Source organism: Sorangium sp. So ce281, assembly GCF_051527395.1.
GTDB classification, from domain to species: domain Bacteria; phylum Myxococcota_A; class Polyangia; order Polyangiales; family Polyangiaceae; genus Sorangium; species Sorangium cellulosum_B.
This window is the reverse complement of record NZ_CP150322.1, coordinates 10,978,370-11,005,009: the sequence shown is the minus strand read 5'-3', so window position 1 is coordinate 11,005,009 and position 26,640 is coordinate 10,978,370. Positions and strand designations below refer to the sequence as shown.

Here is a 26,640-nt window from a genome sequence, read left to right as displayed (position 1 = left end):
GTTCAGGTGGGCGCGGGCGCGGCGTCGGGCACCGAGCGGAGGAACGAGGCGCCGAGGCCGTCGGCCGCGACCTTCGCGGGGCGGCGCTTGCGCGGGGGGATGAGCGGCTCCGACGAGGGGCGCGCGTCCGGGGCGAGGCGCTGCCGGCGCGGGCGCACGGGGCGCCGGGCAGGGGCGGCGGCCGCCGCGGCGGGCCACGGCGAGGCGGCGGGCGACGATCCCAGGGCGTACGACGGCGCGATGCGCGGCCGGGCGAGGGCGTACGACGGCGCGACGGGCGGCGGCGAGGCGGCGGGCGCCGAGGCCGCGGCTGCGCCCGACACCCACGGAGATTGCGGCTCCGAGGCGGCGTGGGGCGCCGCGCCCGACACCCACGGCGAGGAGCGCTCCGGCGCGGACGGCGCGGGAGGGTGCGCGGACGGCGCCTGGGGAGCAGCGGGGACGGGCGCGGGCGGCGCCGGCGCGAACGGCAGCGCGCCGGACGCCGCCGCCGGCGATATGAACGGCAGCGCGCCGGACGCCGCCGCCGGCGGTACGAACGGCAGCGCGCCGGACGCCGCCGGCGCTCGGACCGGCGCCGCAGGCGACGCCGCGGCGGGAGCGAACGGCAGCGCCCACGCCGCCGCGCCATCGCGGGCGCCCGGGGGAGACGGGGCGGCGGGCGCGAGCGGCAGCGCCCTGGAAGCTGCGCCCGCCACCGCCGGCGCCACGAAGGGCAGGCCGCCGCGCCGCGGCTCCGCGGGCGGTGTCCCCGCTGGGGCGGGCATCTCCGCCGTGCCAGACCTCGCGAGGTGCGGTCCTCCCACGGAGGTCGCGGGCGACCGGAACGGCAAGGCGGGGCCCGGCTGTCCTTCGTCCGGATCGACCGCCACCGTCCCGGACAGCGGATGGTCCTTCGCCCCGCGCCCCGCCCGCTGCGGGCTCGCCGCCGCCGGCGCCTCCTCCGGATCGAGCGCCACCGTCCCCGCCAGCGGATGCTCCGCCGCGCGCCCCGCCCGCGGCGGGCTCGCCGCCGCCTGCGCCGCGCGCGCCCGCTCCGCGCGGACCGGCGGCGCTGCCGCGACGTCCCACGGCACCGCCTCGCCCGGGAGCGCGACCCTGGCCGTGACCCGGACGCTGGCGAGGGCCTCCTCGCCCGGCAGCAGCGCGCTGGCGCGCCACACGAGCGAGCAAAGCCAGCGATCGGCGTCGATCACGAGCATGTCGGCGACCAGCGGCAACGCCTGCGGCTGCGCCGCCCCCCCGAACGCGACCCGCGCCTCGGCGACGGGGCCCGGCAACCAGGCCTCGATGCGGTCGAGATCCGGGTGCATCCCCTCGAGCAGGATCCACTCGTTCCCCCGGAGGTACGGCGTCTGCTGATCGGCCGGCGCCGCCTGGAAGTACGCCCAGTCGAAGCCGTCCGGGACCACGGGCCACGGGGCCTGCACGCCGCGCGGATCGGCGTTGCCCAGCCGGCGCTGCCGCGCGGGCCAGTGCGCCGCGATCGGCCCGAAGCCGGCGGCGCGCGTCGGCTGCCGGGGATCGATGATGTTGGGCGCGCGGCCGGCGCGCGGATCGACGCCGGCCGGGTTGTCGGGGTCGGCCGCCCCGCCGAGGGCGCGCTCGTAGCCGAGCGGCATGGCGAGGAACGGCTGCGGGGCGCCGCGGCCGTTGCCGCCGCGGTCGCCGTAGACGTGCAGGGCCTTGTCGAGGAGGACGGCCGCGTCGAGGCCGAGGCGCAGGCGGACGGGGACGAGCGGCGCCGGGCTCCGCCCGCGGGCCCAGGCGTGGCCGCCGAGCAGGACGTCCGCGCGCGGAAGGAACGGGGCCGTCTCCGCGGCCGCCGAGACGGCCGCGCGCGGGTCGGCCGCGGCGCGCGCCGCGCGCACGTCCGCCGCGACGATCGGCGCGGGCGGGAGCGGCGACATGGCGCGCTTGTGCTCGAGCCGGAAGGTCGCCTTGACGACCACCGCGAGCATCACCCGCCCCCGGGAGCGGAAGGGGCGCACCGCGGCCGCGGCGTGCCCGAGGGCGCGCGGCGCGGGCGGCGCCCTCACGGCGACGCCCCGAGCGCGGCCCTCTGCCGCTCGACCCGCGCGGCCACGTCGAACAGCGGGCGGCCGGGCGCGCGCGCCGCCCGCTCGAACGCAGCGCCCGCGCGGCGCCGCTGGCCGCCGAGCCGGAGCACGCGATCGAGCGCCCCCTCGTCCAGCGGGCGGCCGTCCACGTGGCGCACCCCCGACGCGAGGCGCCCGCGGTGCGCCGCCCAGAGCGCCCGCGCGTTCGCCCCGTGCGGCCACGACAGCTGCGTGTCCGGATCCATCTTCACGCTCGTGTCGCGCGGATCGTCGCTCGGCCCCGCGTCGAAGCCGGGCGCCGGGGCCCCGCGCAGCGCCCCCTCGATCGGCGCGCCGGTGATGCGCGAGAGCGCCTCGCCGGCGAGCCGCGCGAGCGGCGCGACGTCCAGCCGGTCGAGCACCCACGGCAGCAGCGCCGGATCGCCCAGCGCCCCCGCCGCGACAAGGCAGACCCGCCCGAGCCCGGGCGACCGCATCAGCGCCTCGATCCGGCGGCGGGCCTCGCCCGGCGGGCTCACGCGGGCGGCGCAGTCGGCCGCCTCCTCGGCGAACGCGCCGCTCCGCCCGGCGACGCTCCACAGCGCCTCGTCCGCGCCGCGCGCCCCGAGCAGCGCGCCGGCCCACGCCGACCAGAAGCGCTCGGCCTCGTCGTCCGAGCCCCACGCGCCGCGGAGCTCGCCCGCCAGATCGGCGCGGCCCAGCGCGCCGGCCGCGCGGAAGGCCAGCGCGCGGACCGCCGCGTCGCCGTCGCAGATCGCGTAGCCGAGGAGCTGCCCGGGATCGCGGCGGTGCGCGACGCACGCGGCCAGCGCCAGGCGGCGCAGCGCCGGCGGCTGCGCCCCCGACAGCATCGGCGCCACCATCGCGAACGCGTCGGCCGGCGACGCCCACGCGAGGGCGCCCGCGACGCCGGCGGCGGGCTCGTCCGCCTCCTCCGTCGCGTCGAGCACGGCCGCGAAACCCGGGTAGTCGCGCGCCTCGACCGCCGCGATGGCCGCCGCGAAGAACGCGCCCGGATCCTTCGTGGAGAGGGCGGCCAGCGTCAGCTCCCAGCCGGGCTCCCCCGCGATCCGGAGCCCGTCGAGGTGGGCCTCGACGCGCTCCTCGAGCTCCGCGAGATCGGCCAGCGTGTAGTGGTGCGACCTCACGGCCATCTCGCGGAGCTCCCAGAGGAACGACGCCATCTCCGCGTGATCCGCCACCACCTCGTGAACCATCCGCCTCGGCTCCGATCCTGCGCGACGCCGCTCAGTTGATGTCGACCCCGCTGCCCGACAGCTTGATGTTCGAGCCCGCCTTCACGCTCACGTCGCCGTCGCTCTTCACCTCGACCTTGGCGCCCTCCACCTTGACGGTGCCCGAGCCCTTCACGGTGATGTCCGACCCCTCGACCGTGATCTTGCCGGAGCTGTCGACGATGATCTTGCCGCTCCCGCACTCCAGCGTGAACTTCTCGCCGACCTTGACGGTCTTCTTCGCGCCGACGGACTCGGTCGCGTCCACGTCGATGTTCCGGGTCTCGGTGCCGCCGACCGACAGCGAGTCGTCGCTGCCGACGGTGGTGTTGCGCTTCGAGCCGACCTCCAGCGTCGCGCGATCACCCACCTTGACGGTCTCCTCGCCGCCCACCGTGAGCTCGCGCTTGCCGCCCACCGACTCGATGTCGTCCTTCCCGACGTCGGTCTTCCGGCTCTGCCCGATCTTCAGGCTCGCGTCCTCGCCGATGTCCACGCTCTCGCTCTTCACGACGCCGAGCGAGCGGTTCGCGCCGATCTTCTCGTTGTGATCCTCGCCGACCTCCGTGGTCTTGAAGGCGCCGATCGACTCCCACTGGCTGTTGTCGATGCGCTTCTTCCGGTCGTGGCCGACGGTCAGGCGCTCGTCGTGGCCGACGGACTGGGTCTTGTCGTTCTCGACCTCGATGTTCCAGTCCTTCTGCGCGTGCAGGAAGATCTCCTCCGCGCCTCTCCTGTCCTCGAACCTGAGCTCGTTCGAGCCGCCGCCGCCCGGCGAGGTGTCCGACTTGATGGTGCTCTTCGTCTTCTCGGCCGGCAGCGCGTAGGGCGGCACGTTCGCGCCGTGGTAGACGCGCCCGACGATCAGCGGGCGATCCGGGTCGCCCTCGAGGAAGTCGATGACGACCTCGTGGCCGATGCGCGGGATGTACATCGAGCCCCACGCGGCGCCCGCCCAGATCTGGCTCACCCGCATCCAGCACGAGCTCTGCTCGTTGCGGCGCCCCTTCCGGTCCCAGTGGAACTGCACCTTCACCCGGCCATAGATGTCCGTGTGGATCTCCTCGCCCGCCGGGCCCACGACGATCGCCGTCTGGATGCCGCGGGGCGTCGGCTTGGGCGTCTGCACGGGCGTGCGGTAGGGCACGTCGTCCGGGATGCACTGGAATCGATTGGAGTACCCGACGACGGTCTCCTGCGACTCCCCCCCGACGGCCCGCGAGCCGAAATGGTCGACGCGCGTGATCAGGTATCCGCGGTTGAAGCTCTCGCGGCCGTGGTCCTCGAGCGTGAAGGTGGCCCCGGGCATGAACCGGAGCACGCTCCCCTGCCCCTCCGCGGTGCGGCGCACGACCTGGAGCTGCTCGAGCCGGAGCTTCGCGAGCTGGGTGCCCTCCTCGGGCAGATCGTGCTCGGTGGCATACACGTACACCTCGAGATCGGTGTCGCGGTCGGCCTCCGCCTCCCCCTCGAGGCTCAGGCTGGGCTTCTGGAAGTTGTAGTCGCGGACGGTGACCTTGCCGGGCCGGACCTCCTCGGCCATCGAGAAGCGGGAGACGGCCTCGCGCGCGGCGAGCGCCCCGCCGGCGGCCCGGTACGGCACGACGCTCGGCCCGTCGATGGGCTCGTGGACGAACGGCGCGTCGCCGAAGACGAGCACGTGGTTGTCGGCCTTGTGCTCGAAGAAACAGAACATGCCTGTCTCTTCCATCAGGCGGCTGATGAACGCCCAGTCCGTCTCGGCGTACTGCACGCTGTACTCCCGCCGATCGTGGGTCATCGCCGTCGCGACGCGGAAATCGTCCGAGGACAGGCCCGCCGCGCGGAGCACCTTGTCGATGATCTCCGGCGCCGTCGCCTCCTGGAAGATGCGGTAGTCGTGCCGGTGCTGCAGGCGCCACGCCCGCGGGACGACCGTCGCCAGGTACGTGGTGACCGCGCGCCCCTCCTCGTGCTGCTCGAAGCGCGCGACGATGCCGTGGATGTACCGAGTCGACGCGTCGGTCCGGATCGTGAGCAGGCACGTTTGCCCGACCAGCCCGTCGAACGCCAGCGCGGCGTCCGTCGACGCGAGGGTCACGCGGAAGTGGAACAGCCGCGATATGCCCTCATGACCCTCGAGCCGCGCGACGCGCCACGGATCGGTCGCGCCTTCCACAGCGAAATCAAACTCGATCGCACCGTCCGCCATCGGTCGCCTCGCCCTCGCACGTCCCGGAGCCCGAGCCGCCGAGCCTACCATCGCTCGCCGGCCGGGTGGGCACATTCACGCGCGCCGACGTCGTCGACATGTTGGCGCGCATGCCGTCGACATGCCGGCGCGCATGCCGTCGACGTGCCGGCGCTGCTTGACGCACGGTTGACGAACCGTTGACGCACGGCGAGGGCGGGCCTAGTCAGATCGGGCGCCGGGGAAGCAGCGGACAGCGGATCGCGCGGATTCATGGGCAACGTCTGGCAGGTCGTCGATGCGTACGGAGACGTCGGCTTCGTCCGCGCAGCCGGCGCGGTCCTGCCCGAGGGCGCGGAGCCGATCGAGCCGCACCTGGCCGCCCTCGAGGTGCCCGCGTGGTTCCCCTCGGAGGAGCCGGACCGCGAGCGCGTCGATCTCCTGAGCGAGCTGTGCGCCGCGGGCGCCGGCATCGTGTCGCTCGACGCGGCGCGCGAGCTCGACCTGCTCCGCGAGCGCGTCGCCGAGCTGCTCCGGACGGGGTGCATCCTCGCCTTCCGCGGCCCGCCGCCGCGCGCCCCCGAGGCGCGCAGGCCGCTCGAGGTGCCGCCGCCGGCGCAGCCGTCGCCGAAGGCGCCCGACATCGTCCACGCGCTGGTCGGCGTGATCCAGGTCGACTTCGCGGCGAACCACGCGGTGGAGCGGGACTCCCTCGGGAACTTCGCCTCCCCCGAGTGGCTGAGCACGCGGCAGGCAACGGATCAATCGCCGGTCTGCTACGTCCGCGGCGCGCGTGTCCCGCTCGCCGTGGTGCTGCGCGTGCTCCGGCCGCCCACCGGGACCGAGTCCGTGCAGCTGCGCGGCCGCGCCATGGCCGGCGGCGCCACGCTCGAATGGACGTGCACGGTCAGCGTCTCGCCCGGGTCGGTCGACGTCTCCACGCCCACGATGACGAGCAGCGTGCCGCTGCCGGACGTCGTCGCCTGCTACGATCCGCTGACGATCGCGTGGGAGGCGAACGCCGCCGGCACCGGCTGGGTCGGCGCGGGCACGACGACGCACCTCGTCTACGCGGTGCTCGGCGCGCCGGCCGGCACGGTCCACTGGACGCTCGTGGACATCTCGTGCCGCGCGGCCCAGGGCGAGACGACCGAGGGGCGCGTCGTGTCCCAGAGCTTCGCGCCCTTCGCCACGCGGGCGCTCACGCGCAAGCGCGACGGCGTTGGCCTCACGTACTGGAACCCGAACACGACCACGTGCACGAACACGCGCCTGCTCCTCGCGAGCGCCGACGGCAGCGGGCAGTGCGGCTCGTGGGCCGAGTTCTTCATCGACATGCTCAAGGTCCACGGCATCACCAGCGCCGACAAGGTGGTGGTCGTCGTCACCGTGACGGCGTGGACCTCGGGATCCCAGGGGTTCCTCGTGAAGAACTGGCAGTGGAACGCGGCCACGCAGCCCGCCCCGTGGACCCACCGCATGGGGACCGACGTGGTCAACCTGCCGGGGATCCCCGGCCAGCGGAACCCCGAGCCCCCGCCCGCGTTCTTCAACCATTTCATCGTCGTGCACGGCGGCCAGCTCTACGACCCCTCGTACGGCGGCGGGCCGTTCGCCGACGCGGCCACGTGGGAGACCGGCGCGATCGACGGGCTGTTCGCGGCCGCGCTCGCCGGCTATCCGAAATCGTCGAACCCGCAGGCCCTCGTGCAGCTGTGGAACATGCGCACGAACGCCCGCATCTAGAGCACCGACCAGCTTGGAAACCAGGGGAATGAACCGCCAAGGCGCCAAGAACGCCCAGAAGACAATAAAATCTTGGCGTCCTTGGCGCCTTGGCGGTTCAATTTCTTGCTGTTTGCATGCGACTTCAACCCGTTTGTCGCGCTAGCGCGGCGCGGAGGTCGACCGGCATGCCCTCGCCCCGCTCGACCAGCGCCCCCAGGAGGCCGTGGCGCGGGCCTCCCGCGCCCGCGCTCCTCGCCTGTCTCGCCGCCGCCGCGTGCCGCCCCGCCCCCGGATCTGCGCCCATGAACGAAACGCCCCCTCCGCCCCTCGCGCTCTCTCCCGCCGCGCTGCCCGACGCCCCGCTCGCGGACACCCTGCGCCTCGTCGCGGTCGACGGGGCGCCCGTGCTGCTCGCGTCGTCGACGCACAGCGCGGCGCCGCCGCACCGCACCGACGTCTGGGCCTTGCCGCTCGCGGGCCGCGGTCCGTCGGGCGCCGTCGCCACGATCCCGCAGCTCTTGCCCGCGCTGCCCCGCTGGGACGCCGCGGCGGCGGACGGCGGCGCGCTGTCGTTCGTGGTGGAGGTCGCGGGCGGCGCGGTGAACGCGCTGGTCCGGCTCGACGGCGCCTCCGGTGTCCGTACCTCGCTCACGGCGCACCGGCCGTTCGCGAGCTTCAGCGGGCCTCGGTTCGTGCGCGGCGCGGGCGCCGGCGCGCTCCCCGCGCCCTCCCCCGGCGCCCCGGGCGCCGTGTCCGCCGTCGTCGACAGCGCGACGGCGGTCGTGCTGGAGGCCGCGGCGGCCGGCGGCGCCTCGGTGGAGCACCCGCTCGGCGAGTGCATCGATGTCGTGGTCCTCGCCGGGTCGCCGGGCCCCACGGCGGTGTGCAAGCGCGTCGCCCCCGGCGCCTCGCGCGGCGGCGCGCTGCCCGGCACCGTGCGCGTCTCGGCCCGCGATGCGGCGTACGGCCCTGCCGGCGCCGAGGACGCGCCGTTCGGCGACCGCCGCGTCTTCGAGCTCGACGCCGACCGCGCGGGCGGCGGGCTCGTGATCGTCGCGACGTCCGCCTCCCATCTCCTCGTCGCGCACCGGCCGGCCCCGGGCGCCGCGTTCCGCGTGCTCCCCGTGGACGCCGGCGGCGCCGATCCAGCGACCTTCTCGGCGCCGTGCGTGCTGGTCACGGCGCGCACCGTGACGCTCGCGGTGCTCTCGAAGGCGCGCACGCCCAACGCGCGCGCGCTCGTGGCCACGTGGCCGCTGGACCCGCCGCCCTGACGGGCGCCGCCGTCGTGGCCCCCTCGTCCATGCGCCGTCGCGTCCTGTACATCGGCAACTTCGGCCCGTCGTTCTCGACCGAGAACCACGTCGGCGAGAGCCTGCGAGCGCTCGGCGTCGAGGTCGTCCAGGCCCAGGAGAACGCGTTCACCCTGGGCGAGCTCGACGGCATGGCGCGCGACGTCGATCTGCTGCTCTACACCCGCACCTGGGGCCTGCGCGGCGACGCCCTGCGCTGGATCACGCAGCTGCCCATCCCGACGGCCTCGTACCACCTCGACCTGTACGCCGGCCTGTCGCGCGGCCGCGATCTCCGGCTCGACCCGTTCTGGCGCACGCAGCACGTGTTCACGCCCGACGGCGGGAGCGAAGCGTTCTTCCGGGCGCAGGGCGTGCGCCACCATTACCTCAAGCCCGGCGTGTACGGCGCCGAGTGTTATCTCGCGGAGGTCGACCCCGGCGTCGCGGCCGACGTCTGCTTCGTGGGCTCGTACGATTATCATCCGGAGTGGCCTTATCGGAGGCGACTCGTGGATTTCCTGTCGGAGACGTACGGCCGCCGCTTCGTGAAGCACGGCTCACCGGAGAGCTGCGTGCGCGGCGACGCCCTCAACCGCCTGTACGCCTCCGCGAAGATCGTCGTGGGCGACAGCCTGTGTGTCGGCTTCGATCACCCGCATTACTGGTCCGATCGCATCTACGAGACGCTCGGCCGGGGAGGCTTCATGATCCACCCCTACATCTTCGGCCTGGAGGAGGAGTTCCGGGATCGCGAGCACGTGGTCTACTATCCGTTCGGCGATTTCGCGGCCTTGCGGCGCCTCATCGATTATTATGTGAAGCACGACGACGAGCGCGAGGCGATCCGGCGGGCCGGGCACGCGCGCGTCAAGGCGAGCTTCACGTATGTGCACCGCATGCGCCAGATGCTCGGCATCCTCGGCGAGCACCACGCGGGGCTGAGGGGCTGGGTGTGACCCTGGCCTGGTGGAGGGCCCTCGCGGCGCCGGCCGGGCGGTATCAGGCTGAGATGCGGCTCATGACCAATCCCCTCATTTGACAGAGAATTGAACAGGGAGGCGGGGAGACGGGGAGATTGATGGGATTTCATTCCCCTTCTCCCCGCCTCCCCGCCTCCCTGTGAATCTTCCCGAAAGATTCGACGGGATGCTTCCGATGCAGATCCACATCGTCACCAACATCGACAACGGCAAGGGGCTCGAGCGCGACTACCGTCTTCTCGGCAGCCTCCTGGAGAGCTGGGGTCACCGGGTCAACGGCGTTCACTTCCAGCGTTCCGAACGCGTGGGGGGCGCCGATCTCGTCATCTTCCTCGAGGTCTACGAGCCGCGCCTCGCCGAGGGCGCGCCGCGCCGCTGGCTGATCCCGAACGCCGAGTGGTGGCGGCCGGAGGCCCGGTCCGCGCTCGACGATTTCGAGCTCGTCCTGTGCAAGACCCGGGACGCGCTGTCGCACTTCGCCCCGCTCACGCCGCGGGCCCGCCACCTCGGCTTCTTCTCGGAGGACCGCTGGGACCCGTCCGTGCCTCGGGCGCGGCGCTTCCTGCACGTCCCTGGCGGCTCCGACGCGAAGGGCACGGACTCCGTGCTTCTGGCCTGGGAGCGCCACCGCATCCCGTATCCGCTGACGGTCGTGTCCTCGCTCGGCTGGTCGCTCAGGCCGCGGAACGTCGAGTTCGCGGGGCGCGTCGACGAGCGGCGGCTTCGCTTTTACCAGAACGCGTCTCGGTTCCACCTCTGTCCGTCTCGTTACGAGGGCTGGGGCCACGCGCTCCATGAGGGCCTGTCGGTCGGCGCCGCGGTCCTCGTGCCCGACACCGAGGCGATGAGCGAGATCGACGGCTGTGCGCTGCGCATGCCGGCCGCGCCGCACGGCGCGCAGGGCCTTGTGCGCACGCACGCGGTGGCTCCCGAGGACGTGCGCGACGCGGTCGAGCGCTGCATGGCGTTCACGGAGGCGGATCTCCGGCGCATCCAGGAAGCGGCGCGCGACGCGTACCTGACCGAGCGCGAGCGGTGCCTCGCCAGCCTGTGGGAGGTGCTCGGCGAGCGGCCGGCGCTGAGGGGCGCCTCCGCGGCGGGCGCGGGCGGCAGCGGCGCGTCCGCGGGTGACGCGGCCGCCGGAGGCGGCGCTGCGGGCGATGCGGCCGGCGCGCCCGGCCCGGCTGCGGAGGCTCGCGCGACGGGCGCCGCTCCGCCGCGCATCGCCCTCGTGATCCCGTGCCAGGCGTCGGCCGCGCCCCTCCTGCGGCGCGCCGTGCTCGCGCTGCGCGCGCAGACCGCCGCCCCGTCGTCCTTCGAGGTCGTGGTGGTGTGCGACGGCGGCGACCCGGGCGGCGCGATCCGCGCCGCGGCGGAGCCGGGCTCTCACCCCTTCCGGGTCGAGATCGTCGACAGCCCGCGCCCGCGCGGGCAGTTCCCGCACTGCAGCCATGCCAGGAACGCGGGCTTCCGCGCCGCCCGGGCGCCGCTGATCTGGTTTCTGGACGCCGATGTCCTGCTCCCGCCCGAGGCGGTCGAGCACGCGCTCTCGGAGCACGACGCGGCGCTCGCGCGCGGCGTGCCGGCCGTGCTCATGCCGGCGCTGGCCCGCGTCGCCTTGCCGCCGGCCGCGTGGCTCGAGCGCTCGGCCGCCTGGGCGGCCTCGGGCGCCGTCGAGGGGCTCGCCCCGCTCCTCGCGGCCACGCCGCTCGACGGCGGCGTGCCCGGCGCCCAGGGCGATCGGCTCCGCTCCGGTGCCCCGAGCTCCGAGCCGCTCTCCGACGTGCGCGACGGGCTGCCCATCGTCTGGCGAGGCCTCGTCGATGCGCTCGGCGGCTTCGACGAGTGGTTCATCGGCGGTGGCGCCGAGAAGGGAGCCTTCGTCGATCTGCTGGAGGGCGTGCGGCGCGCGGACCTCATCGACATGCGCCTGCTCACGAGCGTTCGCGCCCTGCGCCAGCCGCAGAAGGCCGCCACGGAGGCGTTTCAGGTCCACGTCCATCGAGGGCGGGAAGAGCGCGAGCGCCGCGCCCGGGAGATCGGGCATGGCGCGCGGTGGTGGCGGGCGCGGCTCGCCGCGACCCGGGCGGCGCTGTCCTCGGCGGTCATGGCTGCGGCCCCGGGCGCGCCGGCGGGCGAGCGCCTGCCGGACTGCTCGCCCGACGCGATCGAGGCGCGCGCGCGGCTCGTGCGCGGCGTGAGGGCGGTCGCCGCCCCCGCCTTGCGCGGTCTGTACGGCGGCGTCGTCGTGGTCGGCGAGGCGGCCGAGCTGCTCGCGCGCGACGTGGCGCAGGTGTGCGGCCTCGCGGCCCGCGCGGCGACCGTCGCCGGCCTCGCCGCGCTGCCGGCGAACCGCGCCTGCGGGGTCATCCTCAGCGGCGTCCTCGCCGGCGCGACGGACGAAGAGAGGGCGCGCGTGCTGGACCAGGCCCGCCGCATCGTGAAGGCGACGGGGCCGCTCCTCATCGCGGAGATCGCGGGCGGCTCGGTGGAGCACGGCGGCGCGCCGGAGGGTGGAGGTGCCGCGCCTTCGGCCGTCGAGGTGCGGGTGCGCGTCGAGCGCGTCGGCGTGTGAGCGGAGATCGCCGCGCATCTCGCTCGCCATGTGCTGACCTTCACTTCTGCTGCAAGGTGTCCGCCAAGTAGCCTTCGGCAACAGCGTCGCGAAACATGGATGGATGGGAGAGCGGCGAGCCGAACGAGGTTCATCATTTCGCCCACTCGCAGCTGCGCTGGAGACCCCCCGCGCAGGCCTTGCGATAAAGCTCACGCGCGAGGCGGTGGTCCATCGATGCTCCACCGACACCGTCCCAATGCATGCTGCCCAGGTTATGGCACCCCTGAGCATCCCCGCCATCGCAGGCCTTGCGATAAAAATCGACGGCACGCACCGGATTGACAGGAATCCCTCGCCCCTTCTCGTGCGCAAAGCCTAGGTTGGTGCATCCCACCGCGATTCCGCCATCACAGGCCTTCTGGTAAAGCTCGACGGCACGCACCAGGTCGGCAGGAACCCCTCGCCCAGCTTCATGCATCCTACCCAGGTTGGTGCATCCTACCGCCCCACCATCACAGGCCTTCTGGTAGAGCTCGGCGGCACGCGCCGGATTGACAGGAACCCCTCGCCCCTCGTCATGCATCATACCCAGGTTGTTGCATCCCGTCGCGCTTCCGCGATCACAGGCCTTCAGGTAGAGCTCGGCAGCGCGTGCCACGTCGCGCGGGACCCCTTCACCTTTCACGTACGCGACCCCGAGATCGTTGCATCCCGTCGCGTCGCCCTCGTCACAACCGGCCTTGTAGAGCACGGCTGCGCGTGATTTGTCGACCGCAAATGGGTTCCCGTTGCTGTATGCCATGCCCAGCCTGGTACAGCCTTCCCCATCTCGCTCGTCACACCCCTTGCGGTACAGCTCGACGGCGCGCGGCAGATCGACCGGAACGCCCTCACCCCGCTCGTATGCCGCCCCCAGAAGGCTGCACCCCGAGGCGTCTCCCTCATCACAGCTCTTGCGGAACAGCTCGGCCGCGCGATCGAGATCGCGGGGCACGCCTTCCCCGAAGAGGTGCGAGCGGCCGAGCTCGCTGCACCCCTTCGCGTCCCCAGCGTCGCAGCCCCGGCGAAAGAGCTCCATGGCGCGCTCGTTGTTCTTCGGAACGCCTTGGCCCTTGGCGAACACGATTCCGAGATTCACGCAGCCCCTGGTCGCTCCCTCCTCGCAGGCCTTCCGGAAGAGGTCGGCCGCGCGCACGTCGTCCTTGGGCGCCGCGACGCCTCGATCATGCGCAACGCCAAGCGCGTTGCAGCCTTCCGCAAAGCCACCTTCACAGGTCCTGCGATACAGGTCGACAGCGCGCGCCATGTCCTTGGCGCACCCGTCACCTCGCTCGAGCGCGCCTCCGAGCTTCACGCAGCCCGCCCTGTTTCCGCTGTTGCACGCCTTCTGGAAATATGCCGCCGCACGCGCCTTGTCCTTCGAGGCGCCGCGGCCCTCGCGGTAGGCCAGACCCACTTCGGTGCAGCCACCGGCGTCTCCGCCGCTGCACGCCTCGCGATACAGCTCCACGGCGCGCGCCTCGTCCTTCGGCACGCCGTCGCCCGCGGCGTACGCGGCGGCGCGCGCCGTGCAAGCCGAGGCGTCGAGGCATCTCACGCCGTCGATCGCGCGGCGGCCCAGCGATGTCTGCGCAGCGGCGACCACCAGCGCCGAGAGCACGGCCAACGACGACAGCAGGGCGGCGGCGACGACGGGCCCGCGTCTCGCCAGCGTGCGCACCGGCGGCGCTTGCACCGCCGCGAGCGGAGTCAGCGCCCCCGGGACGGCGGCGCCGTGCACGGCGGAGGCGACGCCGTACACGGCGGAGGCCTGTGGGGGGATCCCCGCCATCCGGTCGACGAGGGCACGAATGCCCGACACCACGTTTGCCCAGGCCTCGTCGCGCGACGGCCAGGACGTGATCGGGCACTGGTTGCCGGGCAGCGCGTGGAGGCGCCCGAGCTGGGTGTGCTCCCAGTCCGACGGGCGCAGCAGGATGGGCACCACCTGCGCGTCACCACGACGCCAGCGCTCGAGGGCCTGCCCCATCTCGCGATCGTGGCAATCGTCGGACGCGAAGAAGGAGGCGCTGACGAGCAGAAGGATGAGCTGCGTCGACCGGACCTGACCGTCGATCCATGTGCGCCAGCCCTGTCCGGGCGCGATCTGCTCCGCGTGCCACGCTCGGATGCGGCCTTGTCGCCGCAGTATGGAGAGGTGCTCCTCGAGCTCTCGCCGGAGCTCTGCATCCTGAGGAGCATACGAGATGAACACGTCGATCGGTCCCGGCACGGTATCGGCTCCCGGCGACAGAGGCACAGCACCCCGTGCTCATGGTACGCCGCTGTTTTTCAGGCTGTCCAGCACGAGGTGCGGGCGCCTGAGCTCGGCCTTCAGGTCGACGGCGAGCGTCCTGCCCGTCCACCCTGTAGGGCCGTCGCAATGGCCTCCCTGCGGCGAGCCAGGTCACGAGCCGGAGCGCCGCGTCCAGGCCAGCGTTCTCCAGCGGCATGACGACGGATCGCGGCCCCTCGGAGCGCATAGCCCCAACCCGGGCTCACCCGTCGCGCGCGGGGTGAGGCCGCGGCCCGGGTTGTTCTTCACGCGGCGATGGGTCGGCGGAGCGCGTTCCTGCTCGACGCGGCCCGGACGCGCGCCTATCCATGCCGCCATGGAACGCTCACCGCGTGTGCTCCGGTGTGGATTCGCCCTGACCACCTCGCTCGCCCTCGCCTGCATGTCGGGCTGCGGAAGGGACGTCGAGCGCCCCTCGCCGGAGCACACGCCCGGCGCTGCTCAGGAAGGAAAGGCCATGTCGCTCTACGACTTCACCATGAAGACCATCGACGGACAGGACCGCTCCCTCGGCGACTACCGAGGCAAGGTGCTGCTCGTGGTGAACACCGCCTCGGAATGCGGGTATACGCCGCAGTACGCGGGGCTCGAGGAGCTCCATGATCGGCTCAAGGATCGCGGCTTCGCCGTCCTCGGCTTCCCGTCGAACGATTTCGGCGCGCAGGAGCCGGGGACCGACGCCGAGATCGCCGCCTTCTGCTCCACGAAGTTCGGCGTCAGCTTTCCCATGTTCTCGAAGATCCCGGTCAAGGGGGGCGGCAAGCACCCCCTCTATGCCTTCCTCACGCAAGCCGCGCCTGCCGGCGAGGTGAAGTGGAACTTCACCAAGTTCCTGATCGGCAAGGACGGGTCGGTGATCGCGCGGTTCGAGTCGTCCGTGGCGCCGGACGACCCGAAGCTCACGCAGGCGATCGACAGGGCGCTCGGCGGGTGAGCAAGGCGGCGCCCGAGCCGCCGGCCCGACGAGGCGGCCGTCAATTGCAGTCGAGGCACCTCCACTCGACCTGTCCAGACGCCGAGACCCCGAACCGCTGAGCGGTGTATTTCTCGATATCGATCAGGTACCCCGACGGTTGCGCGTTCCGCGTGCAGCACCCGCTGCAATCGGCGTCGGAGCACATGTCGTACACCTTGACGTCGATCTCCTTGCCATTCTTTCGAAGGCGCAGGGTCTTGAGCTTGTAGCTCTCGAAGTCCTTCGAGTGCACCGCGGCGATGTTGTTCTCTCTGACCCAGCTCTCCGGCTGCTTTCCGTCGAGGGCCGCGAACTGACCGGCCCACGTGCACCCGTTGTACTCGATGCACTCCTCGCTGCCGGGGTCGGGGTACGACTCGAACTCCGTCAGGCTGGCCGTCTGCCACACCTCGCCCGAGCCCCCGCTACCGCCGCCGCCCGTCGTGCTGCCGCCGCCCGTGGTGCTGCCGCCGCCCGTCGTGCTGCCGCCGCCCGTGCCCGTGGTGCTGCCGCCGCCCGTCGTGCTGCCGCCGCCCGTCGTGCTGCCGCCCGTGCCCGTGGTGCTGCCGCCGCCGCCCGTGCCCGTGGTGCTGCCGCCGCTGCTCGTCGTGCTGCCGCCGCTGCCCGTCGTGCTGCCGCCGCCCGTGCCTGTGGTGCTGCCGCCGCTGGAGCAGCTGGTGTCGCGGAGCTCGACGCGGGACGGGGTGAACGAGGACACCGAATCGGTGGAAAAATTGAGCGTGAATGACGCGCCGCGGGCGATGGACACGTTCGATGTCCTCGAATAGGTGCATCGGGAGCCGGCTTGTGTGTGGGTCCAGCCCGGCTCGTGATGATCGCACGTGACACCGCCCGGCACGTCGAAGGCGACAGTCGGCTTCTTCAGCGCGCTCGCGCCCGTGTTCTTGATCTTGATGGTCCCCCAGTACTCCGGGGCTCCTTCGTACGCGCTCGTCGTGACCGCATACGAACAGGCTGCAAGATTCTGGTCCTGCTCGCCCATGTCTTCGGCCGTGGGGCCCGTGTCGGCCGAGCACGCTGCGAAGCAGAAGGCTGCTCCCGCAGACGCGGACGCGAACGCAAGCTGAGCTGCCCGCAGACCTCGGATTCGATTGATGCGCATAAGGCGATCCTTTCCTGCGTGCATCGGCGACAGGCCATGATGTAATGACATGTCCTCCCCCTCGACGCCGGACACGTGGATGGGTAGCACTGCCGCGTTGGGCTGTCGAGACGAGGATGCCGGGATTTGCGGCCAGGCGCCGCGTGGGCCCCAGGATACCCGCGAATGTGACTTTGCTCGTCATCCTCGTCGCGTCGTCGTATGGAGGGGCTCAACCTACGTTCTCTGCCATGCAGCCTGCGCCGCCAGCATCGGATCGCTCAATCGATCTGCCGCGGTTTACTTTATATGGCCTCGCTGCACTCGCATCGTTCACCCATCGCCGGTTGGCCCCCGACCTCCCGGGACACGCTGTGTATTCAGGGCTGAAGGCGCAGCCTGGCGGTGACGGGAAAGTGATCCGACGGATAGAGGCCGTCGCGGTGTTCGCGGATGATCTGGGCCATCAGCACCTCCGCGACCGGCGCCGGCTGAGCGAAGATGAAATCGATCTTCTCTCCGCCCTCGTCTCCGCTGAACGCGTGGAATGTGCCGACCGGCGCCTCGTCCGGGTATCCGGGTAGAGGACGCGAAACGTGTCCACGAATTTGCCTATTCTGAACGAAGCGCTCGCTCTCTTCAGCGATATCGGCTAGCTGGCGCGCGCTCTGCGCAGTCGCCACAGAGTTTTCTTGCTCTTGCCGTCGACCTTCACCGTGGCTAGCGTGTCGGCTTCGTCAGCACACTCTTTGCGCTCGGCCGAGCCGAGCGATGAATGAGACCGGGGGCCCGGCAATGATCGAATCACCACGCCTGCAGATGATCGACGGTCGCTACATTCCGCAGCTCGGGCTCGGGGTGTATCAATCGGCGCCCGGCGCAGAGACCGAGGGCGCCGTCCTCGAAGCGCTGCGCCTCGGCTATCGCCACGTCGACACCGCCCAGTTCTATGGCAACGAGGCGGACGTCGGCAGCGCGGTGCGCAAGAGCGGCCTCGGTCGCGACGCGGTGTTCGTCACGACGAAGATCGCGAATTTCAACCAGGGGCGCGACACGACGCTGCGCTCGCTCGAGCGCTCGCTGAAGGAAGCTGCGTTCGACGCCTACGATCTCGTGTTGATTCACTTTCCCGTCACCGGCAAGCGCGGCGACACCTGGCGCGCGCTCGTCGACGCGCAGAAGCGAGGCCTCGCGAAATCGATCGGCGTCAGCAACTACACCGTGCGGCACCTCGAGGAGCTCCTCGGCGAGAGCGCGGTGGTGCCAGCGATCAACCAGGTCGAGCTCAGCCCGTTCCTCGGGCAGGCCGAGCTGCGCGCGTTCTGCGCAAAGCACCGGATCCTCGTGCAGGCGTACAGCCCGCTCACGCAGGGCGTGAAGCTCGGGCACAAGGTCATCGTCTCCGCGGCGACGAAGGCCGGGCGCACACCAGCGCAAGTCATGCTGCGCTGGGCCGTGCAGCACGGTTTGATCGTTCTGCCGAAGTCGGTCACGCCCGCGCGTATCGCCGAGAACGGCGCGATCTTCGACTTCGCGCTCGACGCCGACACGATGCGCACGCTCGACGGGCTCGATGTCGGCTTCCGCGCGAGCTGGGACCCGACGGACGTCCCCTGATCCACACCGTCAGAGAAAGGCGCTCAGCGGAGTGGCTTACCCCTGGCCAGCGCGGTGCCTGCGCGCCAGGTTACGGGCTGAGCTATGCAACGGGTTGCGGCCGCTCACGGGGACGGCTCTGATGAACAAAGTCACGTTCGCGAGGCACGCGAGCGGCGCGACACAGGCGCCGCTACCGTCCGAGCTCACCGAGTGGGCGACAAGCTCGGAATCTTCATGAGTCGCCTAGCAACAAGGCATCGGCGTTTCGACGACAACGCCGGTAGGCACGTAATCACCACAATTCAGCTGATGCTCACTCCACTCACACGTCCGACAAACCTCACGCATGCGCATCACTTTACACGAGCACCATTTCGGATACCAGCCACACCACACCCATCCAGCCTGGCAACCTAGACCTGGTCCGCCAGTGTACCCACAGTCACCGTAAGAATCGACTGACACGTAGCTTGCCGCATCGCCGCTCAGCTTGTCGGCCACACCCTGCTCCCCAGCGCAAGGCTCTTGACGTTCGGAGTCCGAGAGGGGCTCCTGCGGCAGCTCGGACGCCTGTTCTATCGACTGCACACCCTGAGCGCCGTAGATATCTTCTTGGGGTTCGCCGGACAGCTCTGTCTCCGGTTCGCCCGAGGCCACGCATCCAGCAGCAAGCAATGCGATAGCTCCGCAAACGCACTCATCAACGAAACTCGAATACATACTCTTCTCCCAAGCACTAGCTGCACCGCTTCAGCAGCTGCGCATCACGCCAGGAAGATGACCACGCGACGGCTCAGTCTCTTTCCTAGCAACGTTGCCGATCAACGCACTAAAAAGCGAACACACTCCACGTCAGCCGACAATTTCCTGCTCTGGCATCGAGATATCGCGGCGCTTGGCGCGGTCGAAAACCAACGTTCGCGAGAAGCAGCGCTGGGCGAGGGCACCGTCTAGCAGGTTCAGGGGCGGGGGTTTCCCGCAGGCATCCTGCGCGCCTCGGCACGCACGCATGCACGCCCCGCGGTGACGGTGCGGCGGAGCGACGGATGCGCACCAAACCATGCAGCCGACGAGCGGCGGGCTACTCCGCGGTCATCGGGCACCGTGGAAAGGGCCGCGCGGCCATCTATGTCCCGCATGACCCGCCGTGTCAACACCACATCGATTACAACCGATTACAGCACGCCGCCCCTCCTCTCCTCGCCGGCGGCCTCTCCCTCGGTGTCGCGAACGGCTCGGCGCAGCAGGATTCAGGCGCCGCAGCGCGCCAAACGAGCTTGACAGCCACTCTCGATAAGCGACCATCCTCCAGTCACTCTCAACCAGGAGGGAGCTCATGCCCCTGACACGCACCGTGAACAACACGCCCGGATCCACGTCATCCAAGGCCAGGTCGCCCAGCAAGACGCCGGCCGCAAAGACGAGGCCCCCAGCCGCAGAGACCCACGACCCCACCACCGACGAGGCGCTCCTCGCGCTCGACCCGGGCTACGCGTCCCCGCCCGATATCCCCCTGAGCGTCGCCGAGCGTGAGCTCACCTCTCTGACGCGCCTCGCGGGCGCTCAGCAGGCGCGCCTCTCGAAGATCGGTATCGCCGCCGACAAGGTGGAGCTCCTCGCGCGCTTCGCGCGGCGGCTCGGTGCGATCGAGAAGGCGTGGCAGAAGGCGCGCGGCGCCGTGAAGCTCACGTCCGCGCAACGGAGGCTCCGCGACGAGGCCGAGGCGCTCGATGCGAAGCTCGTGGCCGGCGGCCGGTGGGGATGCCGGAACGACGACGCCGCCCAGGCGGAGCTCTCGCGCATCGCCGAGGGCTCAGGCCTGGCGGACACCATCCAGGACCTGCGCGATCTCGTCGACTTCTGGGCCGACCACGAGGGCGCGCTCGGCGTGACCGATATCACGAGCAAGGATCTCGCGAGGGCCAGCGCGCTCGCCGACGCCCTCGAGGACGCCGCCGCCAACGAGGCCTCGGACGCGAGCGCCGCGCAGGCGCTCGAGCTCCGCAACCGCGCGTTCTGGGCCGCCGACGAGCTCGCCAGGGAGATCCGCGAAGGCGGTCGCTACGCCTTCCGCGATCAGCCCAAACTCGCAGCGAAGTTCGTCTCTCGCTATCGGGCGAGCGTGAAGCGGCGCTCCTACCGGAAAACCAAGGCCAACGCGCCCGTCACCGTCCCGGAGCCGGCCCCGGAAGTGTAACCGGCCCCCGCGCAGCTCGATCCTCCCACGCCCGCGCCCGATCCTCCCACGCCCGCGCCCGATCCTCCCACGCCCGCGCCCGATCCTCCCACGCCCGCGCCCGATCCTCCCACGCCCGCGCTCGATCCTCCCACGCCACGCCCACGCTCGACCTTCCCGCCCCGCGCCTGGTCCTCGAAGCGGGCGTGTTACAAGGCCGCGTGCACTTCACCATCTCGCACGAGCTCGACGCGCCCCTCGACGCCGTGGAGCTCGCCGTGCTCTCGCCGGACCTCGGGCCTCGGCTCGCCACGCGGGTCGCCTCGCTCGAGAGCGTCGTGACCGTCGAGCACGCGCTGCGCGACGGGGAGCTGCTCCGCGTCCTGCGCTTCCAGGCGAGCGCGCCGCTGCCGATCTTCCGGAGCTACCCCGTGGCGAAGGACGCCATGTCCTGGGAGGAGCGCTCGACGTACCGCCTCTCGGACCACGCCTCCACGTGGCAGGTCAGCCCGAAGGAGCAGTGGCGCAGCTACTTCCGCTCCGCGGGGACGTACCGGCTCGAGCGCCTGCCCCAGGGCCGCACCCGCCGCCGCGTCGACGGCGACATCCAGATCCGGCTGCACCTGCTCGGCCCGCTCGTCGAGCGCCTCGCCCTCGCCGAGGTCCAGCGGACGTACGACGCGGAAGCGGATACGCTCAGGGAGCTCCTCCGCGCATGAACAACCTACCCCGCCCCCAAAACCCCGCCCGCTCCCCGCGCCCCGCCCGGCCGGGGCGGCTCGCCAGCATCACGCACCCCGCCAGCGCCGCTCGCCCAGCCGGCTCCGCTCGCCCCGCCAGCGCCGCCGCCGCGCTGCTCGGCCTGTGCGCGGGCCTCTGCGCGCTCGCCGGCGCGACCGCCGCGCGCGCCGCGCCGGCCGACGGCCCCTCGCAGCCGCTCCCCGATCCCGGCAAGCCCGTCGCCAGCAGCGACGACACCTCGGCCATCGCGGTGAACCCCGCGAACCTCTCCTTCCTCCCGGGCACCGAGCTCCGGTGGACCTGGGTCCACACGGGCTCCGCCTCGCCGCTGCCCGCGCGCGGCCACTCGATCGCGCTCGGCGTGCCGCTCTGGTACGTGTCGACCGGCCTGCGCTTCGACTTCCTCGACCCGCCCGACGCCGCGCCGGCGCCGTTCGACAGCCCGTCGCGCTGGGTCCGCTGGGGGCTCGCCCTCGACACCGGCCCCACCGTCGCCTTCGGCACGACGCTCGGCTGGGGCAGCTCCGACGCGCCCGCGCTCGACGGGTACTTCTCGCTCACGAGCGGCGTCACGCTCCGGCCCTCCACCTGGCTCTCGCTCTCGGCCGTCGCGCGCGACTGGAACCGCCCCGAGAACCGGCTCCGCGAGGCCATCGAGCGCAGCTACGACTTCGGCGTCGCCGTGCGGCCCGCGGGCGGCAGGCGCGCGCTCGAGATCGGGCTCGAGACCTCCTACGTCGAGAACAGCGACCCCGACGAGAGCGGCACCTGGACGCCCCGGGCAACCCTCGGCCTGCGCGTGCCCTACGTGGGCACGCTCCGGGGCGACGTGGCGCTGCGCGACCTCACGGCCGACGGCGGCCCGAAGATCGCCGCCATGGCCGGCCTCGACGTCAACGTCGACGAGCTGCAGGTCTCCGCCGGCGGCGTCTTCGGCAACGCCATCACGAAGAGCGGCACCGGCTTCTACGCCGGCGTCGCGCTCCGCAGCTTCTCCGAGCCGGGCGTCCGGCTGCCGGCCCGCGTCGTCCGCGTCCGCCTCGACTCGACCCCGGGCGTCCGCAGGCACACGCGGCTCCTCCAGCAGCTCTGGCGCCTCGCCGAGGACCCGGAGGTCTCCGGCGTCGCGCTCGTGCTCCGCGCGGAGCCCGCCAGCTCGCTCGCCCACGCCGAGGAGGTCTCCGACGCGATCCGCAACCTGAGGAGCCACGGCAAGAAGGTCCTCTGCCACCTCGAGGACGCCGGCGGGCGCTCGCTCCACGTGTGCTCGAGCGCCGACGCCATCGCCATGAACCCCGCGGGCGGGCTGCGCTTCGCCGGCATGTCGTCGAGCTACTTCTACTTCGGCGGCCTCCTGCAGAAGCTCGGCGTCCAGGCCGACATCGTCCGCATCGGCGCGCACAAGCTCGCCGCCGAGCAGTTCGCGCGCGAGACCAGCACCCGGGTCGGCAAGGACGACCACCAGGCGCTGCTCGATCAGCTGAGCGGCGCCTTCCTCGCCGAGGTGAGCGCCGGGCGCCGCATCCCCGTCCCGGAGCTCGAGCGGCGGATCGCGCGCGGGCCGTTCCTCGCCCAGGAGGCGCGGCAGAGCGGCCTCGTCGACCAGCTCGCCTACGACGACGAGCTCGGCCGCGTCGTCGACGAGGTCATGGGGCGCGCCTCCCGCGTCGTCGACGACGACCCGGGCGACGAGGCGCCCGAGCGCTGGGGCCGCTCGCCCAAGGTCGCGCTCGTCTACCTCGACGGCGACATGATCGACGGCGAGAGCCGGTCGATCCCGTTCGTCGGCGTCAAGCTCGCCGGCTCGTACACCGTCGCGGGCGCGCTGCGCCGCGCGCGGGAAGACCGCAGCGTCCGCGCCGTCGTGCTCCGGGTCGAGACCGGCGGCGGCTCGACGCTCGCGGCGGACGTCATCCTGCGCGAGGCGATCCTCACGGCGCGCGTGAAGCCGCTCATCGTCTCGATGGGCTCGTCGGCCGCGAGCGGCGGCTATTATGCGTCCGTCGCCGGCGCCCCGATCTTCGCGAACCGCTCCTCGATCACCGGATCCATCGGCGTCTTCTACGGGAAGGTCGACGTCACGGGGCTCCTCCAGAAGCTCGGCGTCAGCATCGAGACGTTCCGCTCGTCGCCCCGCGCCGACGCCGAGTCGCTCTACAGGCCGTACACCGACGACGAGCGCGAGCAGCTCGGCGTCAAGGTGAAGCAGTTCTACGACCGGTTCGTCGCCCGCATCGTCGAGAACCGGCACATGAAGGCCGAGGAGGTCGACGCGCTCGGGCGCGGGCAGGTGTGGACCGGCGCCCAGGCCCTCGAGCGCCGGCTCATCGATCGCCTCGGCGGGCTCCGGCAGGCGATCGCCGAGGCGCGCCGGCTCGGCCAGCTGCCCGACGACGCGCCCATCCAGTCGCTCCCCGAGGAGGACACGTCGCTCCTCGGCTACGCGCTCAGCCTGGTCGGCTTCTCGGCGCAGGCCCAGGGCGAGCTGGCGAGGGCGACCATCCCCCCCGTGATGCTCGACGCCGCGCGCGCCCTCTCGCCGTTCTTCGTGTTCGGCGCGGACAGGCCGCTCGCGCGCAGCGAGTTCGCCGGGGAGATCTCGTTCGGCGCCCCCGCCACGGCCCGCGAGGACGAGCCCGGAGGGTCCGCGCCGCCGGCGTCGCCGGCGTCGAAGGAACGCTGAGCCCATGGAGCAGCTCGAGCCCGCGTCGCGAAGGACCGCCGAGCCCGCGGAGCAGGCCGCGCCCGCCGCGCCGCCGCTGCTCCACGCCCGCGCGGCGCGCATCGCGGTGGACGACGTTGTCGCCGTCGAGGCGCTCACCGCGGCGACGCGCGGCGATCGCGTGCTCTGCGCCGGCGACGCGGGCGCGCTCTTCGCGGCGCTCACGGGCGTCCCGTTCTCGTCCCTCCGCAGGCCGGCGCAGGCCGGCGCGGCGGACGACGCGAGCGGCGGGGCGCCCGGGGAGGCGCGCGTCGTCGCCGGGCGCCTCGAGGTCGCCGGGCGCGACGTCGCGCGCTCCGCGCACCGCGCGGCGAGCGGGGCGGCGCCGCTCGACCCGCCGCTGCCGCTCGCGTGGACCGCGGACGCCTACGTCGGCTGGGGCGCGCGCCTCGCGGGGGCCTCGCCGCGCGCGGCGGCCGAGATGGCGGCCCCCGCCCTGGCCCGGGTCGGCCTCGCGGCCTCGCGGAAGCGCGCGCTGAGCGCGCTCGCGCTGCCCGAGCGCCGCGCGCTCGTCCTCGCCCAGGCCATCGTGACCGCGCCCGCCGTGCTGATCGCCGAGGATCCGCTCGTCGGCCTCGACGGCGCCGCGGCCGCCTTCGTCCTGGCCGCGCTCGCGGGCGCCACCGAGGGCCGCGGCGCGCTGCTCACGGCCGCGCGGCTCGACGTCGAGGGCCCGCGGGGCGCGCTGGTCCGCGGCGCCACCGACGTCCTCGTGCTCGCCGGCCGCGAGCTCGCCTTCTCGGGCACGTTCGCGGAGATCGCCGCCGGGAGCCGCCTCTACGCCGTCACCGTCCGCACCAACGCGGAGCTCCTCCGCGAGGAGCTCGCCGCCCGGGGGATCGCGCTGCGGGGCGGGCCGGCGCGCTTCGCCGCCGCGCTGCCCGAGGGCGCGACCACCCGCGACGTCGTCCTCGCCGCGACGCGCTGCCGCGCCGCGATCGTCGAGCTCACCCCCCTCTTCTGACCTGCCGCCCGCCGTAGTACCGTGCGCGCGATGTCATCCGAACCCGCCGCGAACAAGCCGACCGCCGCTCAGGTCACCCCGGGCGGCCCGCCTCCCGGAGGTCGACTCGCCGTGCTCACCGCCTTCGCGGTAGGCGCCTCGTGGATCCCGGTCCCGGTGCTCCCCGCGCGGATGCTGCTGCGCATCCGCGGGGCCATCGTGCAGGACACGGTCGCCCGCCACGGCCTCAGCCTCACCACCGACGCGCGCGCGCTGCTCATCGAGCCCGGGTCGGAGCAGACCCCGCTCCGCAAGGCCGCGCAGCTCGTCACGAAGGAGGTCCTCCGGCGGCTCAACCCGGCCCTGGCCCTCGCGGCGGCCGCGCGCGGCCTGGAGGTCTACGCCCTCGGCCACCTCCTCGACCGCTACATCACGCGCTTCCGCCGGAGCACCGCCGTGCGCGTCCACGCCGAGGAGGCGCGCTGGGTCCGCGACGCCGTCGATCGCGCCGTGCGCCGCGCGCTGTCCCCCTCCCTCCAGGCGAGCTTCACCGTCCTGCCGAGCGGCACCGAGGACCTGCGCGACGAGTTCACGCGCTGGATCGACGCCTTCCTGCTCGCTGGCGCCTCGGTCCCGGAGTACATCGAGCGCCGCCTCGACGCGGCGTTCGACGAGATCGCCGCCGCCGGCATCCCCCATGACTGACACCGAGGACCGCACCGCCCCGAAGGGCGGCGCCGCGGGCCGCGCCGCGGCCGACGCCGCGCCGGAGCTCGATCCGCAGGCCGCGCGCGCCGCGCTCCGGCGCTGCCGCCGCATCATCGTCAAGATCGGCTCGAAGAGCCTCTCCGGCGACGCGTGGGACCGGCTCGCCGCCGAGGTGGCCGCGCTCCGCGGCCGCTCCGGCCGGAGCCTCGTCATCGTGTCGAGCGGCGCCATCGCGCTCGGCGTGGCGAAGCTCGGGCTGAAGTCGCGCCCGAAGGACATGGCGTGGCTCCAGGCCGCCGCCGCCGCCGGCCAGAGCGTGCTGATGCAGCGCTACGAGGAGGCCTTCGGCAAGGTCGGCCTGCTCGTCGCGCAGGTGCTGCTCACGCACGCCGACCTCGCGGACCGCACCCGCACCAACAACGCGAGGAACGCCCTCGCCGCGCTGCTCGAGGCGGGCGCCATCCCGATCATCAACGAGAACGACGCCGTCGCGGTCGAGGAGATCAAGTTCGGCGACAACGACCAGCTCGCGGCGATGGTGACCCCGCTCTGCGAGGCCGATCTCCTCATCCTGCTCTCGGACGTCGAGGGCCTGCTCGACGGCGACGGGCGCCGGGTGCCGTTCGTGCGCAGCGTCGCCCGCGAGGCGCGGCACCTCGCGGGCGCGTCGACCTCCGGCGTCGGCACCGGCGGCATGGCCAGCAAGGTCGAGGCCGCGCGGCGCGCGACGCTCGCGGGCTCGCACGTGGTCATCGGCGCCGCCCGCGAGGCGGGCATCATCACGCGCATCGTCTCGGGCGAGGACGTCGGCACCCTCTTCGCCGCCGTCCCGCAGCGGCTCAGCGCGCGCAAGCACTGGATCGCGTACACGCTGCGCCCGCGCGGCGCCATCCTCGTCGACCGGGGCGCCGCCGAGGCGATCGGCTCGAAGAACCGGAGCATCCTCGCCGTCGGCGTGCTCGGCGTGCGCGGCACCTTCCTCCCCGGCGACGCCGTGGCCGTCGTCGACCCGGACGGCGCCGAGATCGCGCGCGGGCTCGCGCGGATGTCCGCGAGCGACGCCGCGCGCACCGCGCGGAAGAAGCGCGAGGAGGCCGGCGACGACGACGTCGTCGTCCACCGCGACGACCTGGTGGTGCTCCCGAGCGAGTAGCCTTGCGGCCCACGGCCGGACGGCGCCCTGTAGGTGCGCCGGTCACCCGGCCCACCACGATGGCGCGCCGCGCGCGCTTCGCGGGAACCTTCGCGCCGCCCCGCTGTCGCTTGGGTTTACCGCATGTTACCGCGCGCGATTGCCCGTGACCGCCGGCCGCCGCCGACGGCCGGGGGTCCCT

At 72.9% G+C, this 26,640-nt stretch carries 18 protein-coding genes and 1 pseudogene; 12 read left to right on the top strand and 7 right to left on the bottom strand.

From position 1 onward, the window contains the following. Positions 1–2: 2 nt before the first annotated feature. Genes WMF27_RS42220 through WMF27_RS42210 form a run of 3 tightly spaced genes read right to left on the bottom strand, consistent with a single transcriptional unit; the run spans position 3 to position 5,486 of the window. Positions 3–2,039 (bottom strand): DUF2169 domain-containing protein, encoded by a 2,037-nt coding sequence (locus WMF27_RS42220; RefSeq protein ID WP_437763241.1) that lies wholly within the window; start codon positions 2,037–2,039, stop codon positions 3–5. Next, positions 2,036–3,277 (bottom strand): TIGR02270 family protein, encoded by a 1,242-nt coding sequence (locus tag WMF27_RS42215; RefSeq protein WP_437763242.1) that lies wholly within the window; start codon positions 3,275–3,277, stop codon positions 2,036–2,038. The genes WMF27_RS42220 and WMF27_RS42215 overlap by 4 nt, the downstream gene beginning before the upstream one ends. A gap of 31 nt (positions 3,278–3,308) precedes the next feature. After that, positions 3,309–5,486: a type VI secretion system Vgr family protein gene (locus WMF27_RS42210; protein ID WP_437763243.1), complete on the bottom strand. Its 2,178-nt coding sequence runs from the start codon at positions 5,484–5,486 to the stop codon at positions 3,309–3,311. 252 nt (positions 5,487–5,738) lie between these two features. Here WMF27_RS42210 and WMF27_RS42205 point away from each other — a divergent pair, with 252 nt between their 5' ends. From WMF27_RS42205 to WMF27_RS42190, 4 genes are all read left to right on the top strand, one after another. Then, entirely contained in the window at positions 5,739–7,211 is a 1,473-nt protein-coding gene (locus WMF27_RS42205) for a hypothetical protein (protein ID WP_437763244.1), read from the top strand. A 284-nt stretch (positions 7,212–7,495) separates the two neighbouring features. Next, positions 7,496–8,467, top strand: a complete 972-nt coding sequence (locus WMF27_RS42200; protein ID WP_437763245.1) for a hypothetical protein — start codon at positions 7,496–7,498, stop codon at positions 8,465–8,467. Continuing rightward, positions 8,443–9,444 (top strand): glycosyltransferase family protein, encoded by a 1,002-nt coding sequence (locus tag WMF27_RS42195; protein WP_437943502.1) that lies wholly within the window; start codon positions 8,443–8,445, stop codon positions 9,442–9,444. The genes WMF27_RS42200 and WMF27_RS42195 overlap by 25 nt, the downstream gene beginning before the upstream one ends. Before the next feature lie 199 nt (positions 9,445–9,643). Then, positions 9,644–12,043 (top strand): glycosyltransferase, encoded by a 2,400-nt coding sequence (locus tag WMF27_RS42190; RefSeq protein ID WP_437763247.1) that lies wholly within the window; start codon positions 9,644–9,646, stop codon positions 12,041–12,043. A gap of 133 nt (positions 12,044–12,176) precedes the next feature. Here WMF27_RS42190 and WMF27_RS42185 read toward each other — a convergent pair whose 3' ends face one another. Both WMF27_RS42185 and WMF27_RS42180 read right to left on the bottom strand, forming a co-directional pair. Continuing rightward, a complete protein-coding gene (locus WMF27_RS42185) occupies positions 12,177–13,826 on the bottom strand; it encodes a tetratricopeptide repeat protein (protein WP_437944558.1) in 1,650 nt (549 codons plus the stop codon). Positions 13,827–13,961: 135 nt separating this feature from the next. Continuing rightward, positions 13,962–14,279, bottom strand: a pseudogene (locus WMF27_RS42180) (toll/interleukin-1 receptor domain-containing protein); the annotation flags it as partial. Between the two features lie 538 nt (positions 14,280–14,817). On the opposite strand from WMF27_RS42180, the gene WMF27_RS42175 reads away from it, so the two are divergent. After that, positions 14,818–15,294 carry a glutathione peroxidase gene (locus WMF27_RS42175; RefSeq protein ID WP_437769942.1) on the top strand — a complete coding sequence of 159 codons (477 nt, stop codon included), beginning with the start codon at positions 14,818–14,820 and terminating at the stop codon, positions 15,292–15,294. A gap of 40 nt (positions 15,295–15,334) precedes the next feature. Here WMF27_RS42175 and WMF27_RS42170 read toward each other — a convergent pair whose 3' ends face one another. Together WMF27_RS42170 and WMF27_RS42165 are read right to left on the bottom strand one after the other, a co-directional pair. Beyond that, positions 15,335–16,438 (bottom strand): hypothetical protein, encoded by a 1,104-nt coding sequence (locus tag WMF27_RS42170; protein ID WP_437943501.1) that lies wholly within the window; start codon positions 16,436–16,438, stop codon positions 15,335–15,337. 359 nt (positions 16,439–16,797) lie between these two features. Next, positions 16,798–17,100, bottom strand: coding sequence for a hypothetical protein (locus WMF27_RS42165; RefSeq protein ID WP_437763249.1), 303 nt, complete (start codon positions 17,098–17,100; stop codon positions 16,798–16,800). Positions 17,101–17,212: 112 nt separating this feature from the next. On the opposite strand from WMF27_RS42165, the gene WMF27_RS42160 reads away from it, so the two are divergent. From WMF27_RS42160 to proB, 7 genes are all read left to right on the top strand, one after another. Further along, a complete protein-coding gene (locus tag WMF27_RS42160; protein ID WP_437763250.1) occupies positions 17,213–18,034 on the top strand; it encodes an aldo/keto reductase in 822 nt (273 codons plus the stop codon). A gap of 1,318 nt (positions 18,035–19,352) precedes the next feature. After that, the gene (locus WMF27_RS42155; RefSeq protein WP_437763251.1) at positions 19,353–20,213 is read left to right on the top strand and encodes a hypothetical protein; all 861 of its coding nucleotides are present in this window, start codon (positions 19,353–19,355) and stop codon (positions 20,211–20,213) included. A 200-nt stretch (positions 20,214–20,413) separates the two neighbouring features. Further along, positions 20,414–20,911 carry a DUF2505 domain-containing protein gene (locus WMF27_RS42150; RefSeq protein ID WP_437763252.1) on the top strand — a complete coding sequence of 166 codons (498 nt, stop codon included), beginning with the start codon at positions 20,414–20,416 and terminating at the stop codon, positions 20,909–20,911. Further along, complete coding sequence (gene sppA / locus WMF27_RS42145) at positions 20,908–23,616, top strand: signal peptide peptidase SppA (protein ID WP_437763253.1); 2,709 nt, start codon at positions 20,908–20,910, stop codon at positions 23,614–23,616. Before WMF27_RS42150 ends, sppA begins: the two co-directional genes overlap by 4 nt. A gap of 4 nt (positions 23,617–23,620) precedes the next feature. Then, on the top strand, positions 23,621–24,619 hold the full coding sequence (locus WMF27_RS42140) for an ABC transporter ATP-binding protein (protein WP_437763254.1): 999 nt from the start codon (positions 23,621–23,623) through the stop codon (positions 24,617–24,619). A gap of 30 nt (positions 24,620–24,649) precedes the next feature. After that, on the top strand, positions 24,650–25,303 hold the full coding sequence (locus tag WMF27_RS42135; RefSeq protein ID WP_437763255.1) for a hypothetical protein: 654 nt from the start codon (positions 24,650–24,652) through the stop codon (positions 25,301–25,303). After that, positions 25,296–26,459: a glutamate 5-kinase gene (gene proB / locus WMF27_RS42130; protein ID WP_437763256.1), complete on the top strand. Its 1,164-nt coding sequence runs from the start codon at positions 25,296–25,298 to the stop codon at positions 26,457–26,459. Before WMF27_RS42135 ends, proB begins: the two co-directional genes overlap by 8 nt. Positions 26,460–26,640: the final 181 nt, after the last annotated feature.

Coding starts and splice junctions, on each gene's coding strand:
- WMF27_RS42215 (WP_437763242.1), bottom strand. CDS start 3,277: ATGGTTCACGAGGTGGTGGCGGATCACGCGGAGATGGCGTCGTTCCTC.
- WMF27_RS42210 (WP_437763243.1), bottom strand. CDS start 5,486: ATGGCGGACGGTGCGATCGAGTTTGATTTCGCTGTGGAAGGCGCGACC.
- WMF27_RS42205 (WP_437763244.1), top strand. CDS start 5,739: ATGGGCAACGTCTGGCAGGTCGTCGATGCGTACGGAGACGTCGGCTTC.
- WMF27_RS42200 (WP_437763245.1), top strand. CDS start 7,496: ATGAACGAAACGCCCCCTCCGCCCCTCGCGCTCTCTCCCGCCGCGCTG.
- WMF27_RS42190 (WP_437763247.1), top strand. CDS start 9,644: ATGCAGATCCACATCGTCACCAACATCGACAACGGCAAGGGGCTCGAG.
- WMF27_RS42175 (WP_437769942.1), top strand. CDS start 14,818: ATGTCGCTCTACGACTTCACCATGAAGACCATCGACGGACAGGACCGC.
- WMF27_RS42170 (WP_437943501.1), bottom strand. CDS start 16,438: ATGCGCATCAATCGAATCCGAGGTCTGCGGGCAGCTCAGCTTGCGTTC.
- WMF27_RS42160 (WP_437763250.1), top strand. CDS start 17,213: ATGATCGAATCACCACGCCTGCAGATGATCGACGGTCGCTACATTCCG.
- WMF27_RS42155 (WP_437763251.1), top strand. CDS start 19,353: ATGCCCCTGACACGCACCGTGAACAACACGCCCGGATCCACGTCATCC.
- sppA (WP_437763253.1), top strand. CDS start 20,908: ATGAACAACCTACCCCGCCCCCAAAACCCCGCCCGCTCCCCGCGCCCC.
- WMF27_RS42140 (WP_437763254.1), top strand. CDS start 23,621: ATGGAGCAGCTCGAGCCCGCGTCGCGAAGGACCGCCGAGCCCGCGGAG.
- WMF27_RS42135 (WP_437763255.1), top strand. CDS start 24,650: ATGTCATCCGAACCCGCCGCGAACAAGCCGACCGCCGCTCAGGTCACC.
- proB (WP_437763256.1), top strand. CDS start 25,296: ATGACTGACACCGAGGACCGCACCGCCCCGAAGGGCGGCGCCGCGGGC.